This is a genomic window from Amycolatopsis deserti (assembly GCF_014653945.1).
Taxonomy (GTDB): domain Bacteria; phylum Actinomycetota; class Actinomycetes; order Mycobacteriales; family Pseudonocardiaceae; genus Amycolatopsis_E; species Amycolatopsis_E deserti.
In genome coordinates this window covers 540,790-558,592 of the sequence record NZ_BNAU01000004.1, presented here as the reverse complement: position 1 = coordinate 558,592, position 17,803 = coordinate 540,790, and the positions used below count along the sequence as shown (strand labels likewise).

The window sequence follows — 17,803 nt, the reverse complement described above, 5'->3', positions numbered from 1 at the left end:
AGGGAGAAGTCGGGGAGCTCGCGGTGGCAAGGCATGTCCTGGCCGCGTTGGTGTGCGCGGCGGCGGTGCTCGGGTTGAGCACGCCCCTGCTCGTGGCGGCCGCGGACGACACCGACGGCCCGCTCACCGTGCGGGTCGTGCGGGGTGAGACCGGGGTCGGCGGCATCCTCGTGGTGGCCACCGACCCGAGCGGCGCGAGCGTCAGCGGCGTCACCGGGCCGGACGGGTCGGTCCAGCTCGCCACCACGCCGCTGTCCGGCGGCAAGTACCGCGTGGACGCCGCCATCCCGGCGTCGATGCCCGACGTCAAGCCCGCGGTCGAGGACCAGAGCCGGGCCAGCCTGACCGAGTTCGTCGACGTCGGCGGCGGCAAGGCCGTCACGCTGACGATGGGCGTCGGCGGCCTGGACGGGCCGGTCCAGCTGGGCGACCGGACGTGGTTCGACACCGACGGCGACGGCATCCAGGACGGCGACGAGCCCCCGCTGCCCGGCGTGCGGGTCCAGCTCCTCGGCTGCGACGGCGGTGGCGCGCCGCTGGCCGAGAAGACCACCGACTCCGCCGGGCGGTACCTGTTCGGCCCGGCCGAGGGCCTGCAACCCAACAGCTGCTACACGCTCAAGTTCGACTTCAGCGGCGTGGACACCGGCCCGCTGCCCGGATCCCCGCCCGTCGAAGGTCTGAAGTGGACCGTGCCGCACGCGGGCGACCAGTCGCTGGATTCCGATGTGGACCCGGGCAGCGGCTCGGTGCGGGTCGCGATCGGGCCGCCCGGCTCGGTGGACCACACCGTCGATGCGGGCGTCGTCGGCGGGCTCAACCGGGTGGGCGACCTGGTGTGGGCCGACGTCAACCGCAACGGCCTGCAGGACCCGGGCGAGCCCGGGGTCGCCGACGTCGGCGTGCGGCTGCAGAAGGCCGACGGCACCCCGGTCGCCGGGACCAGCACCGGCCCGCACGGCCAGTACCAGTTCTCGTACCTGCCCGACGGCAGCTACCAGGTCTGCTTCGACACCGCGAAGCTGCCGCCGCAGTACGGCGACTACCAGCTCACCCGGCAGCGCGCCGGCAACCCGGGCCAGGACTCCGCGCCCGACCCGGCCACCGGCTGCACCGGGCCGACCGAGCTGAAGCCGGACCACACCCAGGACCTCACGCTGGACGCCGGCCTCGCGCCACCGGTCAACCGGATCGCGGCGCAGGTCTGGCAGGACGTCGACGGCGACGGGCGGCCGGGCGCCCTCGAACCGGGGATCGCCGGGGTGCCGGTCAAGCTGCGCAGCGAGGACGGCACCCAGTTCGCCATGACCACCACCGGCCCGGACGGGAAGTACTCCTTCGACGACCTGCCGTCCGGCTCGTTCGCGGTGTGCTTCGACCTGGCCAACCTGCCGCCCTCGGCCGCCGACTTCACCCCGGTGGAGAAGGGCGCGGTCTCCGGCGCCGATCCGGCCACCGGGTGCACGTCCGCGGTGACCCTGGGCCTCGGCAAGCGCGAGGACACCGCGCTCAACGCGGGGCTGGCCGCGCCGGTCAACCGCATCGGGGACCGGGTGTGGGCGGACACGAACCGCAACGGCATCGCCGACGCCACCGAGTCCGGCCCGAGCGGGGTGCCGGTGAAGCTGCTGCGCGCCGACGGCGGCGAGGAGGCCACGACGACCGGCGCGGACGGGCAGTTCCGGTTCACCGGGATCCCGGACGGCACCTACCAGGTGTGCCTGGACCGCGCCGCGTTCCCGGCGCCGGTGACCGGGTACCAGTTCACCAGGCCGCGCGCCGGTGAGTCCACAAAGGATTCCGATGTGGACCTGGCGAGCGGGTGCGCGCCGCCGGTCGCGGTCGGGGTCGGGCACCGCGACGGCCGGGTCGGTGTCGGACTGGTGCCCGCGCGCAACCGGATCGGGGACCTGCTCTGGCTGGACCGCAACGGAAACGGCGCGCAGGACGCGGGCGAGCCCGGCGCGGCGGGCGTCGCGGTGACGCTCAAAGACGCCGTGGGCAGGCCGGTGGCGGTGACGCGCACCGCCGCGGACGGTTCGTACCTGCTCGACGACTTGCCCGACGGCACCTACCGCGTGTGCTTCGACCTCACCGACCACCCCGATCTCCGGCTCACCGGCACCGACGCCGACCCGGGCTGCTCCGGCCCGGTCAACGTCGGCCCCAAGCCGCGGGAGGACCTGTCGGTGCGGTTCGGCCTGGTCAGCGCCAGTCCGGCGGTGGTGCCCGCGGCCCAGGAGTCGTCCAGTGGCGGCGGTTTCCCGGTCGGCTGGGTGCTGTTCGGTGTGGTGGCGGCGATCGGGCTGGTCGTCGGGGCGCGCTGGTGGAAGGCCGCGGGCGAGGAACCGTGACCCGGTAGTTTGGGCGATATGAGAATTCTGCGGGTGCTCGGAGTCGTCGGGATGGCGGTCGCGCTGGCCGGTTGTGCGGAGGCCGCGGAGACGGCGGACCGGGTGAGCGCGTGCTCGCAGGCGCTCGGGCTGGCGAACCTGAACCCGTACGCCTCGGCCGAGGAGGTGGCGGCCCAGGCGCACCAGAAGGCCGAGGAGCTGCGGAACCTCGGGAACCAGGTGGCGGACCAGACGCTGCAGCAGAACCTCTTCGCGATCGCCGACTCCTACGTCGCGCTGGAGCAGCGCAAGAGCCAGGGCATCAGCGACATCAACGACTGGGTCCAGACGAACACCGCGAACCTGGAGCGTCTGCGCCAGGCGTGCACGTAGAGCTGAGCGAGGCGAGCAGCGCCAGCTTCTCGGCGCTGCTCGTCCCCGGCGCGGCGTGGTAGACGACGAGCAGCAGTCCCTTCGCGCCGGTGACCCCGAGTTTTTCCAGCCCCAGCGTGAGTTCGCCCACCTGCGGGTGCCGCAGCCGGACCGGCACCGTGTCGCAGGAGCGCACGTCGTGCCGGGCCCACAGCTTCCGGAAGCGTTCGCTGCCCAGGGACAGCTCGCCGACGAGCCGCACGAAGCCCGGGTCGTCGGTGTCCGAACCGACCGAGGTCCGGAAGCTCGCCACCAGGCGCGCGGTGGCCTCGTCCCAGTCCTCGTACAGCGCCTTCTCGCCGGGGTCGAGGAACACGTCCCGCAGGCGGTTGTGGCCGTGGGCCAGGCACGGCGACAGCGCGCGGGCGAGGTCGTTGGCCGCCAGGACGTCGAAGTAGCGGCCCTCGACGAACGCGGGCACGCCGAGGACGTCGAGGAGCTGACGGGTGCCGGCCGGCACGGTCTCCCGCCGGGCGCGGCGCCGGCGGCGGGGCTTCGGGGTGGTGAGGCTCAGCAGGTAGTCCGCGGCCGGCTCGTCGAGCTGCAGGACCCTGGCGAGGGCTTCGAGGACCTGCGGGGAGGGGTTGCGGTCGCGGCCCTGCTCGAGGCGCAGGTAGTAGTCGGAGCTGATGCCGGCGAGCATCGCGACCTCTTCGCGCCGCAGCCCGGGCACCCGGCGCACACCGTGGGCGGCCAGTCCGACCGACTCCGGCTGGACGAGTTCCCGCCGCGCCCGCAGGTAGTCGCCCAGGGTGTTGGTTTCGCTCACACCATCCACGTTAACCGCGGGGATCACCCGGTGGGTGTCCCCGCGACTCCTAGGATCGCCGGGGATCTGCCTGTTCCCCGGCGCGCGGCGGATCGTGGAGCCGAAGGCAGTCGAGAAGGGATTTCCATGACAGCGAACACACTGGCCGGCGGCACGTTCACCCTCACGGACGGGCTCACCGTCGGGCGCATGGGTTACGGCGCGATGCAGCTGGCCGGCCCCGGCGTGTTCGGGCCGCCCGCCGACCGGGACGCCGCCGTCGCGGTGCTGCGCGAGGCCGTCGAGCTGGGTGTCAACCACATCGACACCGCGGACTTCTACGGCCCGCACGTGACGAACCAGATCATCCGCGAGGCGCTGCACCCCTACGACGGGCTCGTGGTGGTCACCAAGGTCGGCGCGGTGCGCGACGACCAGGGCGCCTGGTTGCACCAGCGCTCGCCCGAGCAGCTGCGTGCCCAGGTGCACGACAACCTGCGCAACCTCGGCGTGGACGCGCTCGACGTGGTCAACCTGCGCGTCGGCGGCGGGGACGACGGCCACTCCGCGGTGCCGGGGTCGATCGCCGAACCGTTCACCGCGCTGGTCGAGATGCAGCAGGAGGGACTGATCAAGCACCTCGGCATCAGCACGGTCAACGCCGAGCAGGTCGCCGAGGCGCAGTCGATCGCGCCGGTGGTGTGCGTGCAGAACGCCTACAACGTGGCCCACCGGGAGGACGACGAGCTGGTCGCGTCGCTGGCCGCGCAGGGCATCGCGTACGTGCCGTACTTCCCGCTCGGCGGGTTCTCGCCGCTGCAGTCGCAGGTGCTGGACTCGGTGGCCGCCCGCCTCGGCGCGACCCCGATGGCCGTCGCGCTGGCCTGGCTGCTGCAGCGCTCGCCGAACATCCTGCTGATCCCCGGCACCTCGTCGGTGGCCCACCTGCGGGAAAACGTGGCCGCCGCGTCGCTGGAGCTCCCGGCGGACGCGATCGCCGAACTGGACGCGATCGCCTAGCTCCGGAAAAGGAGTTGCACGGGCGTGCCAGAGTGGGAGCATGTCCCTCCAGCCGTATCGCCAGGTCCTCGCCCTGCCCGGGGTCCGCACGGCGATGCTGCTGTTCTTCTTCACGCGCCTGCCGATGACCGCGACCGGGATCACGCTGACCCTGCACGTCGTCAGCGATCTCGGTCGCGGCTACGGCGAGGCGGGCCTGGTCGGGACCGCGACGATGCTCGGCAGCGCGCTCGGCGCGCCGCTCGTCGGGCGGATGATCGACCGCTACGGCCTGCGCCCGGTCACCTCCGTCTGCGGCCTGACCTCCGCGGCGTTCTGGCTGGCCACCCCGCACCTGCCCTACGTCGCGCTGCTCGTGGCGGCGCTGCCTGCGGGCGCGCTCGTGCTGCCGGCCAGCTCGATCGCCCGCCAGGTGCTGACCGCGTTGGTGCCGCCGGAGTCCCGGCGCTCGGCCTACTCGCTCGACTCGATCCTGCTCGAGACGACGTTCATGGTCGGCCCGAGCGCGGGCATCGCGCTCTCGACGCAGCTGTCGTCGACCGTCGCGCTGAGCGGCATCGGCGCCTGCTTCGCCCTGGGCACCCTCGCGCTGTGCTGGTTCAACCCGCCGATCCGGCACGAGGCCGAGGTGGTCACCGCGGCGCGGCCGCCCATGCGGGAGTGGCTCACGCCGCGGCTGGTCGGCGCCCTGCTGGTGGCCTCGGGTGCGCTGTTCTGCCTGATCGGCACGGAACTGGCGACGCTCGCCGCGCTGCGCGCCACCGGTGAGGTGGGCTGGACCGGCGTGGTGATCGCCGTGATGTGCGTCGCGTCGGCGGTCGGCGGCATCATCCACGGCGCGGTGCGGAAATCGCTTTCCCAGGCGCGGCTCATGGTGCTGCTGACCGTGCTCGTGATCCCGGTCGGGCTGGCCGGCGGGCTGCCGTGGTGGCTGCTCGCCATCGCACTGGTACCGACGAACCTGGCCTGCGCGCCGACGCTCGCCTCGACCGCCGAGGAGGTCACCGCCCTGGCCCCGCCGCGGGTGCGCGGCGAGGCGATGGGCTTGCTCGACGCGGCCACCCGGCTCGGCATGGCGGCGGGCAGCCCGGTGGTGGGGTTCGTGATCGACCACACCGGGCCCGGCTGGGGCTTCGCCTCGGCAGGCCTGTTCGGGCTCGGGTTCGCGGCGGTGGCGTTCGGCCTGCGTCGCCGGGCGGCCCGGGTGCCGGCTGTGGCGCCGCTGTGAATGCCCGGTTTGACCGGTAAGTGTGGAACGCGGGCGGTGTGATCACACGTTGGCCCGGTATGAACAGCACAGCCGGCGCCACCCTGGAGATGACGATCGAACCGCGGGCGCTGCTGGTGATCGCCGGGCTGCCCGGTTCGGGCAAGAGCACCCTGCTGTGCAGCACGCAGGCCAGCCGCCCGGTCGAGGTGCTCGACTCCGACCAGATGCGCGACCGGCTGGCCGCCGCGCTGCCGCCGGGCACGCCGTACCGCCGGTACCGCCCGGCGGTGCACGTCCTGCACCGGCTGCGGGTGGTGCTCGCGGCGGTCCGCACCCAGGGGCCGGTGGTGGTGCACGATCCGGCGACCGGCGCGGCGACGCGGGCGTGGCTGATGCTGACCGGGTTGCTCACCGGGCGGCGACGGCACCTGCTGTGGGTGGACTGCACCCCGCGAGAGGCGCTGGACGGGCAACGCGCGCGTGGCCGGGTGCTGCGGCGGGCGTCCTTCTGCCGTCACCTGCGCCGCCTGCCGCGGGTGCGCGCGCTGCTGTTCGAGGGGCGGCCCCGCGGCTGGAACGAGACCACGGTCATCGACCGGGACACAGCCGGCCGCGGGTTGCACCTCGTGGTGCGCTGACACCGATGGGTGGTGATCATTCCCGGATCCGGTGACAGGGCGGTTGAGTGGCGGCGGTGTTGGTACTTCTCGCTCCGCGTCAGGTCACCCACACCAGGAGGTAGGGAATGAGAGGCAACTTCGCCCGGATCGTGGCCGCGGTGGTGGCCGGCAGCGTTCTGGCGTTGACCGGAGCAGCTGCTGTCGCCGTGGCTGACGGCTCGGGCACGTCCAGCACGCAGGCCGCCGGGGAGCAGTTGTTGCAGCTGCGCACCCAGCTGGTGGACTCGGCCTACTCGGCGGACGTCCCGGGCACCCAGCGCGCGCTGGGCCAGATGAGCCCGCTGCTGGGCGACCTCGCCGCGGGCGAGAAGTACACCGTGCAGTCGGACACGCGGGAAACAGCGGCCTCCGCGAAGACCGACGCCGACACCACGAGCCGGATCATCGCCGACCCGTCCCAGGCGAGCACCGTCAAGCAGGTGCCGTCCGCGTCGCCGCTGCAGAACCCGCCGCCGCCCCTGGACATCGTGGCGGACCTGCTGAAGACGCTGATCCAGAAGCTCACGGAGCTGCTGAACGCGCTGACGGGCGCCCCGCCGCCGGCGCTGACCGTGCCCGCTGCGTGAGCAGAGTGGCCGGGCTCCACATGGAGCCCGGCCACCAATTTTTTTTGCGGCGCGCCAGCGCCGTGCCCTGAACAATCCGGAGCTGGGTGGTCATCCCGTCGCCTGACACCGGAACGATCACCTTGAGCCAGGGCCGCAACCCAGGCCGCCAACCGGCAGCCGACCATGCCAACCTTGCGGCCCTGGCTCAAGGTGATATGCACAAACCGCAGGCGACGGGATGACCACCCGGCTCCCACCCACCCGAGGCGAGACGACAACGGTCCCCCGTCATCCCGGAGCCTGCCCGTCCGGCGAGGACATCTCTTGATCTTTAAACCGGCGCCGCCTTCGGCAGGCGAAGAGCCCGCCCTACGGGCGGATTGCGCCTACGGCGCCGAAAGGTCACCTTACGACCACCCCCGCCCCCGATTCCTGATTGTGTTTCAGTCGCCGAGCAGGCGTGTCAAGGCGGGAAAGAGTACCTTGACACGCCTGATCGGCGACCAAAGATCGGCTGTGGATCGGGGGCGGGGGAGGTCTGGTTGGGGTAGTCGGTTCCGTTGCGTCGCCGGGCTGCGGTTGTCTGTGGGTATGCGGCCCTGGTTGGGGCCGGCCCGCTTCCGTTGCCGCCCGCCGGTTGTCCACTGTTCTCACCTCCCTCGCCCCCAATGCATCGCTTCGAGTGAGTTTGGGGTACCGGCGGGTGACGCCACCACGCTGCGCAACCGCCGCTCACCAAAATCTTGATCAACTGGGCGATCGAGAACCGTTCGGGGTTCATCCCATGCGGGGCTTCGGCGAGAAACCGAATCCGGCACGTGAGGGTTGGAAACCGTCGCGTTCGGCTGCCGAGTGGTGGGAGATCAACACCCCGGGTACGCATGAGCCTGACAGGTCCACCGAGGCCAGGAGGTAGGGAGATGTTAGGCAAGTTCGCCAGGGTCATCGCGGTTGCGGTGGCCGGCAGCGTGCTGGCGGTGGGCGGCGCAGGCGTCGCCGCGGCCGGGGGGAAGGGCACGTCCAGCACGCAGGCCGCCGCGGAACAGGTTCTCCAGTTGCGCGACCAGCTCGCCAGGGCCGCCTACGCCGGAGACGTGCCCGCCACCCAGCGGTCGCTCGGCGCGATGAGCCCGGTGCTCGGCGACCTCGCCGCCGGGCAGAAGTACACCATCCAGTCCGACGCGCAGCAGACCGCCGCCACGAGCAACGACTACGCCACCGAGGCGAGCCGCATCCTGGCCGACCCGTCGAAGGCGGGCGAGGTCCGCCAGCTGCCGCCGGTGCCGGACATCCCGGACCTGCCGCCGCCGCTGAACATCGTCAGCAACCTGCTCAAGAACCTGCTGAAGACCGTGACGGGCCTGCTCGCCTCGCTGCTCGGCTCGGCTCCGCCGCTCCCGGTCCCGGTGCCGGTCCCGGTGGCCTGACAAGCGAATCCGGCAGGGGGGACCGGAATCCGATGTGGACGTCCACATCGGATTCCGGTCTTTTTACGCCCGCAGTCCGACGCGCAGTGCGCCGGCTGCTTCCGAGGTCGCCTCCCGGAACCGCCTGCCCACACCGAGGAAATTCACGTAACCGTGGATCAGGTCGCGCTGACGGCTCAACGTGACCGGCACGCCCGCGTCCCGCAGCTTCGCCGCGTACGCCTCGCCCTCGTCGCGCAGCGGGTCGAACCCGGCGGTGGCGACGTAGGCCGGCGGCAGCCCGGTGAAGTCCTCGGCGAGCAGCGGCGACAACCGGGTGTCCGTGCGGTCCACCCCGGCCGGCGCGTAGTGGTCGATGAACCACGTCATGTCGGCGTCGGTGAGGAAGAAGCCGCTGGCGAACAGCTCCCGCGACCGGCGCCGCGTGCTCGCGTCCACGCCGGGGTAGAGCAGCAGCTGGAACGCCGGGGCCGGGCCGCCGCGCGCCGTCGTCACCTGGGCGGTCACCGCCGCCAGGTTGCCGCCCGCGCTGTCGCCGCCCACGGCGATCCGGTCCGGGTCCACCCCCAGGTCGGCGGCCTTGGCGTGGGCGTAACCGAACGCGGCGACGGCGTCTTCGGTGGCCGCCGGGAACGGGTGCTCGGGCGCGAGCCGGTACTCGACCGAGAGCACCCGGACGCCGGCGTGCTTGGCGAAGTAGCGGGCGGTGTTGTCGTGGCTCGCGCGGCTGCCGACCACCCAGCCGCCGCCGTGGAAGAACACCAGCAGTGGTGACGGCGACGGCAGCCCCTCGGGCACGTAGAGCGTCGCCGGCACCGGGCCGTGCTCGGCCGGGATCACGATCTCCTCCGTGCGCACCGGCTCGATCGGCTTGCCGCTGACCAGGGGGCCGGAGTCGAGGATCCGCTGCCGGGCGACCTCGGGCGTGCCCGCGGACATGCTGACCCGGTTGAGCTGCTGGAGCCGGAGCAGCAGCTGCGCGTCGAGCGCGAGTTCCTGACCGTCCAGCCGGATCGGGCGTCCGGCGATCAGCCGCCGGGCGGGCTCGGGGAGCCCGAAGATCAGTTGAGCCGCGAGGGCTTCCGCGCGGCTCCGCAGTGAGGTCGCCATGACCGGTGAGGTTACTCACTGGTAGGCAAACTGGCCAGGGTGTGACCGTCGCCTCCGTCCCAGATCCTGGTCCTCCACTTAGGTAGAGGGGTTAGCCTCGAACGCGTGACTAGTGCGGCGGTCAACGTGGTCGGTATCGGCGGCTCCCTGCGCCCGGGCTCACAGTCCGAGCGCGCCCTGCGGATCGCGCTGGGCAGCGCGGCCGAGGCCGGAGCCGAAACGCTCGCCCTGACGGGCGACGATCTCGTGCTGCCGTTCTACGACTCGGCGATCGAGGAACGCACGCCGCAGGCGGTCCGGCTGGTGGAGGCCATCCGCCGGGCCGACGGGCTGATCATCGTCTCGCCCGGCTACCACGGCGCGCTGTCCGGGCTGATCAAGAACGCGCTGGACTACGTCGAGGACCTGCGGCCCGACGAGCGCCCCTACCTGGACGGCCGCGCGGTCGGGCTGGCCGCCGTCGCGTTCGGGTGGCAGGCCGCGGTGACCACGCTCGACCAGCTGCGGACCATCACGCACGCGCTGCGCGGGTGGCCCACGCCACTGGGCGGGTCGATCAACTCCGCCGAGGTCAAGTTCGACGAGGTCGGCGGCGCCTCCGAGGAGAAGGCCGTGACCACGCTCAAGCTGATCGGGCAGCAGGTCGTGGACTTCGCCCGCGCCCGCCGCTGAGGATTCGTCCGCCGGCCCGCTGGGTATCCACCTGCTGACACCTGCCGTCGGCGGAGGGAACCAGGTGGAACCGGTCTACACAGCGGTCGCGACCGCCCGTGGCGACGGCCGCAACGGTGAGGTCACGTCCTCGGACGGCGTCATCGACGAACGGCTGGCCGTACCCAAGGAGATGGGCGGCCCCGGCGGCGAGATGACCAACCCCGAGCAGCTGTTCGCCGCCGGTTACGCGGCCTGCTTCCACAATTCGCTGCGCCGCGTGGCGCGCAAGGCCGGCATCGAGCTGGGCGACTCCGCCGTCACCGCCGAGGTCGGCATCGGCCGGGTCGAGGGCGTGCTGGAGCTGGCCGTCAAGCTCGTGTCCCACCTGCCCGGTCTGGAGCAGGACAAGGCCGGTGAACTTGCGGCGCAGGCGCACCAGGTGTGTCCTTACTCTCGCGCCACCAGGGGAAACATCCAGGTCGAGATCACCGCGACGACCTGACGAAGAGTTGTCGACAAGGAGGATTTTTTCGATGGCGAACGCACCCATCCAGAGCCCGCTCAGCCCGGCCGACAAGGAGATCACCGGTAACGCCCTGCAGGCCGCGCTGGTCGATCTGGTCGACCTGTCGCTGATCGCGAAGCAGGCGCACTGGAACGTGGTCGGGTCGAACTTCCGCAGCGTGCACCTGCAGCTCGACGAGCTGGTGGCCACCGCGCGCAACTACGTGGACGAGGTCGCCGAGCGCGCCAACGCGATCGGCATCTCGCCGAACGGCAAGGCCAAGACCGTCGTGGAGAGCTCGGGCCTGCCCGACTACCCGGACAACTGGCAGAGCGTCGAGTCCACGATCGAGAACATCGTGCAGATCCTCGCCGACCTGATCCAGCGCATGCGCAAGCGCATCGACGAGACGGACAAGAGCGACCTGGTCACCCAGGACCTGTTCATCGAGATCACGCACGAGCTGGAGAAGGCCCACTGGATGTGGCAGGCGCAGACCGCCTGACCCGAACGCGCGAACGGGCCCCGGACGAGCTCCGGGGCCCGTTTCTTCCGGGCCGCCTCGCGACCGGCTGAACGAGGAGACCCTGCCCGCCGACACCGTGCTCCAGTTGGTGCCGATGGCGGGCGACCGGTTCCACACCCGCCGCGCGATGCGGAAGCCCTCGCGGCCCAGCCGGACGAAGGTTGGCCGTGCTGCGGATCGTGGGCCGCAACGGCTTGACGCACGACCTGGCCGATCTGCTGGTCGAGGACCTGACGCGGGTCCTGCCCGAACCGCGTGAGCAGGACCGGCCGCACGCCAAGCCCTCGACCAGCACGGCCTTCCACCACTAGGCCAGGCCGACCGCCTTCATCGCGAAGTGCACCTCGGCCGCGGTCTGCTTGATCGTCTCGGCGATCACCAGCGAGCCGTGGCCGGCGTCGTAGCGGTAGAACTCGTACGGCAGGTCGCGCTTGGCCAGCCGCTCCAGGTAGTTCTCGATCTGGCGGATCGGGCAGCGCGGGTCGTTGTCGCCGGCCAGGACCAGCACCGGCGCCTTGACCGCGTCGACGTAGGTGATCGGCGAGCACTCCTGGTACACCGCGGGCACGTCCTCCGGCGACCCGCCGAACAGCGCCCGGTCGAACTGGCGCAGCTGCTCCATCTCGTCCTCGTAGGCGGCGACGTAGTCCGCCACCGGCACGCTCGCCACCCCGGCCGCCCACCGGTCGGGCTGGGTGCCCACGGCGAGCAGCGTCAGGTAGCCGCCCCAGGAGGCGCCGGAGACGACCATCCGCGCCGGGTCGCTCAGGCCGCTGTCCACGGCCCAGTCGTACACCGCGGCGACGTCCTCCAGCTCGGTCAGGCCCGGGCGGCCCTCGATCGCGTCGCGCCAGGCCGAGCCGTAGCCGGTGGAGCCGCGGTAGTTGACCTCGACGACGGCGAACCCGGCGTCCAGCCACACCGCCCGGTAGGCGGAGAAGCGGTCCTCGTCGGCCGCGTGCGGACCGCCGTGCAGGGTGAACACCGTGGGCAGCGGCCCGTCCGGCGCGTTCAGCGGGCGGGCGACGAGCGCGTGGATGCGGCCGCCGGCGCCCTCGACGAACGCGTCGGCGACCGGCGCCGACCCGGGCGCGGGGTCGCCGGGCGGGGTGAGCAGGACGGTGTCGGTGCCGTCGGTGGCGCGGGCCCGGATGACCGCCGGCTCGGCGGCGCTGGACCAGGAGTACTCGACCGTGCCGTCGGGGCGGACCCCGGCGCCGCCGATCCGGCCCGGCGGGGTGTCCACACCGGACAGTTCGCCGGTGGTCAGGTCGTAGCGGTGCAGCGAGCTGCGGGCCTCGTGGAAGTGCACGACGAGCAGCGCGTCGGCGGTGGGGTACCAGGTGGCGACGACCTCGCCGGGCAGGCCGAGGTCCAGCTCCTGCTCGGTGCCGGCGGCGATGTCCCAGACCAGCAGCTCCTCGCGGCCGCGGCGCTCGTGCAGCACCAGCAGCCGCTGGTCACCGGGGACCGGTGAGAACTCCAGCGGCGTGAGGCCCTTGCCCTCGCCGTCCCACTTGTCGGCGACGGCGTCGAAGTTCGTGGTGTCCAGGACGCGGACCGCGGGGTGGCGGGAGTCACCGTGCTCGGCGTGCGAGATGGCGAGCAGCGTCTCGTCGCGGGACAGCGCGGCGACGCCGGCGTCCTGGTCGCTGGCGTAGAAGCGGGTGGTCTGCCCGTCGCGGGTGGCGAACAGCTCGCTGCCGTCGTCGGTGGAGACGCCACTGGCGATGACGCGGTGGCCGATCTCGAGCCCGGCCGGGTAGCCGGCGTGGACGTCCGGCAGCGCGGGCTCGGCCGGGCCGCCGTCGAACGGCTGGCGCATCCAGGTGCCGAACTCGTCGCCGTCGGTGTCGTTGAACCACCAGATGGCGCTGCCGTCGGGGGAGGTGGTGGCGTGCAGGGTGCCGTTGGGGCGGTCGGTGACCTGGCGGTGCTCGCCGGTGGCGCGGTCCCAGGAGTAGACCTCCCAGACACCGCTGGCGTTGGAGACGTAGATGTTGCGGTCGGGCGCGTCGAGGGACCAGTCCGGCACCGACACGCGCGGGGCGTGGAACCGCGCGCGCCAGCGGGCCTCGGCCTCGGGGTCGTCGAAGAGGCGGTCGGGGATGTTCGCGGGCGGGTGCTGGGTAGTCACCCCTCGATCCTGCCAGCTCATGTCCGTACCGTGTGCGTGTGCTGGAGGGATACGCGCCCGGGTTCGCGCAGGACGCGCTGTCGATCATGGCGTCACGCACCGCAGCCGACCGTGCGGAATACGTGTTGCGGCTGCTGCGACCGGGCATGCGCGTGCTGGACGTGGGGTGCGGCCCGGGCACGATCACCGCCGGGTTCGCGACGATCGCCGGGCGGGGCAACGTGGTGGGGGTGGACCGGGAGCCGGGCCAGTTCCCGGAATCGTCCACAGTGGAGTTCGTTGCCGGGGACGTGTACGCGTTGCCGGTGGCGGCTGAGAGCGTGGACCTGGTGTTCGCGCACGCGTTGTTCGAACACCTGGCCCGCCCCGGCGACGCGCTGACCGAGATCCGGCGCGTCCTGCGCCCCGGCGGCACCCTGGCTTTGTCCACTTCGGACTGGTCCCGCGCGCGCTTGCGCCCCGCCACGGCGAACGTCGCTGCCGCGCTGCGGGGCCACTACCTGCTCCATCGCCGGGCGGGTGGCGACCCGTTCGCCGGAAAGCACGTCGCGGCGTGGGTCACGGCTGCCGGTTTCCGCGAGGTCCGCACGCACGGCCGCTTCCGTGCCGACATGAGCTACCGCCAGCTGGCGCGCTACGTGGAGGCACGCCTGGACGCCGCACTGAGCGCCTCGCCGGCCGACCGAGACCAACTGGCCTCCGCAGCCAGATCGGCCTGGGCCTGGTCCCACACCGGAGAGGGCGACTTCACACAACACTGGGTCGAGCTCTTGGCAGTGAAGTAAGGGCGCTACGCGCGTATCTGAGGGCGCCGGCTCCGCTCCGCTACGCCCCGGCACCCCCACCCGCCCCGACCTCGAAGAAGGCTGGGGATCGGGTCCGGAGGGGGTGTGGTTGGAGGGGTGGTCACGCCCCCACACGACCGCCGGTATGAAGGTGGCGCGCGCCCACGGCGCGGATGTCGCCCCGCGACACGCGCCACACGCGGCACCCGGTCTCCCCGCACGCGATCGCGGGGGGTCCAGGGGGCTTGCCCCCTGGCGGGGGTCTGGGGGTTCGACCCCCAGAAGACACAAAGGAAGATCCCCCGTCCGCCTTGTTTCGGCGGACAGGGGATCCCCGGATCTTCCGTCGGGGTGGCGGGATTTGAACCCACGACCTCCTCGACCCGAACGAGGCACGCTACCAAGCTGCGCCACACCCCGATGTACTGCTTAGCGGGTCGAAGAAGAGTTTAGCGGATGGCGCGGGGGGCTTTGCGGGGGGTGGCCTTCGTGGTCTTCGTCGTGGTCCCGCCGCGTTCGACCAGCGTCAACAGCGTTGCTTCGGGTGGGCAGGCGAAGCGGGCCGGGGCGTAGGGGGAGGTGCCCAGTCCGGCCGAGACGTGCAGCCACATGTGCGCTCCCCAGCGGGAGGCTCCGCGGGCGCGGCTGCGGTCCAGCTCACAGTTGGTCACCAGGGCGCCGATGCCGGGGATGCGCAGCTGGCCGCCGTGGGTGTGGCCGGCGAGGACGAGGTCGTAGCCGTCGGCGGCGAAGGGGTCCAGGATGCGTGGTTCGGGCGAGTGGGTGACGCCGAGGCGCAGTGTCGCGGCTTCGGCGGGGCCGGCGATCTCGCCGTAGCGGTCGCGGCGCAGGTGGGGGTCGTCGAGGCCGGCGGCGAACACCGTCTGCCCGCCGACGGTGAGGGTGCGCCGGACGTGGGTGAGGTCCTGCCAGCCGTGTTCGAGGAAGGCCGCGCGCAGGTCGCGCCAGGGGAGTTTCTTGCCGTGGATGCGCTTCTTCTTGCCGCGGGGCATGAGGTAGCGGGCGGGGTTCTTGGGTTTGGGCGCGTAGTAGTCGTTGCTGCCGAACACGAACAGGCCGGGCCGCTCCAGGAGGGGGCCGAGGGCGCGCAGGACGGCGGGGACGGCCTTGGGGTGGGCGAGGTTGTCGCCGGTGTTGACGACGAGGTCGGGGTCGAGCCGGTCGAGCGCGGCGACCCACCGTTGCTTGGCCCGCTGCCCGGGGAGCATGTGCAGGTCGGAGACGTGCAGGACGCGCATGGGCCGCGCGCCGGGCGCGAGGACGGGCAGTTCGGCGGTGCGGAGCACGAAGTGCCGCCGCTCGATGCCGGAGGCGTATCCGAACGCGGCGGCCCCGAGAGCGACCGTCCCGGCGGCGAGGCGTTTGGCTGTCAGCTGGTGGCTGTCACGGACCGTGCTCACGTCGCCAGGATACGGGTCGGTAGGCGTCCCCGGGCGCCGGTGAGTTCAGCGCCCGGGGACGCCTCGCTCAGCGAGCCCGTTCGTAGCGCGGGTCGGACGGCGGTAGCGGCAGGATCGGGTCGTTGGGCCCGAGGATCTTGCTCACCGCGCCGAACCAGGTCCGGGCGGGTGTCTTGCCACCGAACATGTTGCCTTCACCGCAGGTGTAGACGTTGCCGGGCCCGCCGTCGCACAGACCGCCGCTGCCGCCCTCCGGCCGGAACACCATCGCGGCGCCCGCGAGCTGCGGGGTGCCGCCGACGAAGGCCGCGGAGCCGTTGCTCTGGGTGGTACCGGTCTTGCCGATCATCGGCCGGTTCCAGCCCACCTGGCCGGCCGCCGCGGCCGCGGTGCCGCCGGGCAGGTCGTCCTTGCTCATGCCCTGCGCCAGGCTGTTCGCGGCGGCCTCGTCCATCACCTGCTCGCACGGCTGCTCGTTGATCGGGATCGGCTTGCCGTCGCGGTCCTGCACCTGCGCGATCGGTGTCGGCGGGCACCACACGCCGCCGCTGAGGATCGTCGCCGCGACGTTCGCCATCTCCAGGTTGCTGGTCGCCGACACGCCGAGCGTGAACGAACCCTGGCCGGGCGACTTGTCGGTCGGCCCGAAGAACGCGGTCTGGGTCTTGTTCTCGCCGGCGTTCTTCGAGTCCGGCTTGACCTCGCCGCCACCGATGTTGCGCGTCATCGTCTCGCGCAGACCGAGCTTGCTCGCCATGTCGACGATCGGGCCCATTCCGGTGCGCTCCTCGAGGATGACGAACGCGGTGTTGGGCGAGGTCTGCAGCGCCTGCTGCAGCGTCATGGTCCGGGTGCCGCCCTCGTAGTCGGTCGCGTTGCCCAGGCAGTACGCGCGGGTGCCCAGCGCCACTGTGGGACAACGGTTCGAACCACCGGTGAACACATTGGACACGTAGAAGTTCGGCACCTCGATGGTGTCGTAGATGCCCATCACCCGGTTCTGGATCGCCGCCGCCGAGGTGAAGATCTTGTAGCTCGACCCGGCACCGCCGGTGTTGTAGACGCCCGAGGGCAACGCGTACGTCGTCTGCCCGGCGCTGGCGTCCGTGCCGTAGTCGCGGTTCGCGGCGAGCGCGATCACCTCGTGCCGGTTCTTGCCCGGCCGCACCAGGGACAGCACGTTCGCGACGTTCTTCTGCGTCTTGCTGACCTGGGTCTGCGCGGACATCTTCGCCTCGTGGTTGGCGCGCTGGTCCATGGTCGTGCGGATGGTGTAGCCGCCGGAGTAGAGGTCGTTCTTGTCCATACCGTGCGAGAGCAGGTAGTCCTGGACGTACTGGCAGAAGAACCCGTTCTCCGGCCCGGCGCCGACGCAGTTGGCGGCCGGCTTGGACGGCCCGCCGGGGACGACGCCCAGCGGCTCGGTCTTCATCCGCTCGGCGTCGGCCTTGGACAGCTTCAGGTTGTCCACCATGCGGTCGAGCACCAGGTTGCGGCGCTCGGTGGCGCGGTCCGGGTGGCTCCACGGGTCGTAGAACGGCGGGTTGTTGACCATACCGGCGAGCAGCGCGGCCTGGGTGACCGACAGCTTGTCCGCGGTGGTGTTGAAGTAGGCCTGCGCGGCCGCCCCGACGCCGTAGATCTTGCGCGAGAACTCCACGACGTTGAGGTAGCTGGTGAGGATCTGGTCCTTGGTCATCGTGTTCTCGAGCTGGATCGCGATCCGCGCTTCCTTGAGCTTGCGGGCGATCGACTGCTCCTGGGCCTTCTGCTGGCCCACCGGGTCGTCCCGGTAGATGACGTTGATGAGGTAGTTCTTGACGTACTGCTGGGTGAGCGTGGAGGCGCCCTGGGTGTCGCCGCCGGCGCTGTTGCTCAGCGCGGCGCGCAGCGTGCCCTTCCAGTCCACGCCGTGGTGCTCGTAGAAACGCCGGTCCTCGGTGGAGACCAGCGCCCATTTCATGGCCTCGTTGATCTCGTCACTGGCCGTCGGGATGCGGTACTGGTCGTAGAGCGTGGCGATTTGGTTGCCAGCCGAATCCGTGATCGTGGTGACCAGCGGCGGCGGCACGTTCGCGAGTTCGGCGGACATGCTGTCGACCGTCTCGCTCGCCCTGTTCGACGCGACCCCGGCGGCGCCGACCACGGGGAACAGCACCCCGGCGACGAGGATTCCCGCGAGCAGGCACAGGCCGAGCAGTTTGAACAGACCATCCGTCTTGCGCACATCGCCAGCGTAGTGGGAACGGGCGTCACCCCGCCGGGCC

General features: G+C 71.8%; 17 protein-coding genes and 1 tRNA gene. 12 read left to right on the top strand and 6 right to left on the bottom strand.

Annotation, left to right across the window (positions count from 1 at the left end; genetic code table 11):
• Positions 1–23: 23 nt before the first annotated feature.
• Together IE290_RS20665 and IE290_RS20660 are read left to right on the top strand one after the other, a co-directional pair.
• Positions 24–2,354 (top strand): SdrD B-like domain-containing protein, encoded by a 2,331-nt coding sequence (locus IE290_RS20665; protein WP_229874622.1) that lies wholly within the window; start codon positions 24–26, stop codon positions 2,352–2,354.
• Between the two features lie 18 nt (positions 2,355–2,372).
• Entirely contained in the window at positions 2,373–2,726 is a 354-nt protein-coding gene (locus IE290_RS20660; protein ID WP_229874621.1) for a DUF8711 family protein, read from the top strand.
• Here IE290_RS20660 and IE290_RS20655 read toward each other — a convergent pair.
• Positions 2,665–3,534 (bottom strand): helix-turn-helix domain-containing protein, encoded by an 870-nt coding sequence (locus tag IE290_RS20655; protein ID WP_229874620.1) that lies wholly within the window; start codon positions 3,532–3,534, stop codon positions 2,665–2,667. The two genes, IE290_RS20660 and IE290_RS20655, sit on opposite strands and share 62 nt — an antisense overlap.
• Before the next feature lie 126 nt (positions 3,535–3,660).
• Here IE290_RS20655 and IE290_RS20650 point away from each other — a divergent pair, with 126 nt between their 5' ends.
• The 5 genes from IE290_RS20650 to IE290_RS20630 all read left to right on the top strand — a co-directional run bounded on the left by IE290_RS20650 (position 3,661) and on the right by IE290_RS20630 (position 8,398).
• Positions 3,661–4,533, top strand: a complete 873-nt coding sequence (locus IE290_RS20650) for an aldo/keto reductase family oxidoreductase (RefSeq protein ID WP_308431366.1) — start codon at positions 3,661–3,663, stop codon at positions 4,531–4,533.
• Positions 4,534–4,573: 40 nt separating this feature from the next.
• The gene (locus tag IE290_RS20645; RefSeq protein ID WP_191246234.1) at positions 4,574–5,761 is read left to right on the top strand and encodes an MFS transporter; all 1,188 of its coding nucleotides are present in this window, start codon (positions 4,574–4,576) and stop codon (positions 5,759–5,761) included.
• A 59-nt stretch (positions 5,762–5,820) separates the two neighbouring features.
• Positions 5,821–6,381 (top strand): P-loop nucleotide/nucleoside kinase family protein, encoded by a 561-nt coding sequence (locus tag IE290_RS20640; RefSeq protein ID WP_191246233.1) that lies wholly within the window; start codon positions 5,821–5,823, stop codon positions 6,379–6,381.
• A 107-nt stretch (positions 6,382–6,488) separates the two neighbouring features.
• A complete protein-coding gene (locus tag IE290_RS20635) occupies positions 6,489–6,989 on the top strand; it encodes a hypothetical protein (protein ID WP_191246232.1) in 501 nt (166 codons plus the stop codon).
• Positions 6,990–7,891: 902 nt separating this feature from the next.
• Positions 7,892–8,398, top strand: a complete 507-nt coding sequence (locus IE290_RS20630) for a hypothetical protein (protein WP_191246231.1) — start codon at positions 7,892–7,894, stop codon at positions 8,396–8,398.
• A 63-nt stretch (positions 8,399–8,461) separates the two neighbouring features.
• Here the strand turns inward: IE290_RS20630 and IE290_RS20625 are convergent, their stop codons facing one another.
• On the bottom strand, positions 8,462–9,508 hold the full coding sequence (locus IE290_RS20625) for an alpha/beta hydrolase (protein ID WP_191246230.1): 1,047 nt from the start codon (positions 9,506–9,508) through the stop codon (positions 8,462–8,464).
• A gap of 126 nt (positions 9,509–9,634) precedes the next feature.
• Between IE290_RS20625 and IE290_RS20620 the strand changes: the two genes are divergently transcribed.
• The 4 genes from IE290_RS20620 to IE290_RS20605 all read left to right on the top strand — a co-directional run bounded on the left by IE290_RS20620 (position 9,635) and on the right by IE290_RS20605 (position 11,504).
• Positions 9,635–10,180, top strand: a complete 546-nt coding sequence (locus tag IE290_RS20620; protein WP_191246361.1) for an NADPH-dependent FMN reductase — start codon at positions 9,635–9,637, stop codon at positions 10,178–10,180.
• A gap of 64 nt (positions 10,181–10,244) precedes the next feature.
• On the top strand, positions 10,245–10,664 hold the full coding sequence (locus IE290_RS20615; RefSeq protein ID WP_191246229.1) for an organic hydroperoxide resistance protein: 420 nt from the start codon (positions 10,245–10,247) through the stop codon (positions 10,662–10,664).
• A gap of 31 nt (positions 10,665–10,695) precedes the next feature.
• Positions 10,696–11,172 carry a Dps family protein gene (locus IE290_RS20610; protein WP_191246228.1) on the top strand — a complete coding sequence of 159 codons (477 nt, stop codon included), beginning with the start codon at positions 10,696–10,698 and terminating at the stop codon, positions 11,170–11,172.
• Positions 11,173–11,360: 188 nt separating this feature from the next.
• Complete coding sequence (locus tag IE290_RS20605) at positions 11,361–11,504, top strand: hypothetical protein (protein WP_373300473.1); 144 nt, start codon at positions 11,361–11,363, stop codon at positions 11,502–11,504.
• Here the strand turns inward: IE290_RS20605 and IE290_RS20600 are convergent.
• Entirely contained in the window at positions 11,501–13,351 is a 1,851-nt protein-coding gene (locus IE290_RS20600; protein ID WP_373300472.1) for a prolyl oligopeptidase family serine peptidase, read from the bottom strand. The two genes, IE290_RS20605 and IE290_RS20600, sit on opposite strands and share 4 nt — an antisense overlap.
• Positions 13,352–13,368: 17 nt before the next feature.
• On the opposite strand from IE290_RS20600, the gene IE290_RS20595 reads away from it, so the two are divergent.
• A complete protein-coding gene (locus tag IE290_RS20595; RefSeq protein WP_191246226.1) occupies positions 13,369–14,115 on the top strand; it encodes a class I SAM-dependent methyltransferase in 747 nt (248 codons plus the stop codon).
• 346 nt (positions 14,116–14,461) lie between these two features.
• Here the strand turns inward: IE290_RS20595 and IE290_RS20590 are convergent.
• The 3 genes from IE290_RS20590 to IE290_RS20580 all read right to left on the bottom strand — a co-directional run bounded on the left by IE290_RS20590 (position 14,462) and on the right by IE290_RS20580 (position 17,763).
• Positions 14,462–14,535, bottom strand: a tRNA-Pro gene (locus IE290_RS20590).
• 29 nt (positions 14,536–14,564) lie between these two features.
• The gene (locus IE290_RS20585) at positions 14,565–15,536 is read right to left on the bottom strand and encodes a metallophosphoesterase (protein ID WP_191246225.1); all 972 of its coding nucleotides are present in this window, start codon (positions 15,534–15,536) and stop codon (positions 14,565–14,567) included.
• Positions 15,537–15,603: 67 nt separating this feature from the next.
• A complete protein-coding gene (locus IE290_RS20580) occupies positions 15,604–17,763 on the bottom strand; it encodes a transglycosylase domain-containing protein (RefSeq protein WP_191246224.1) in 2,160 nt (719 codons plus the stop codon).
• Positions 17,764–17,803: the final 40 nt, after the last annotated feature.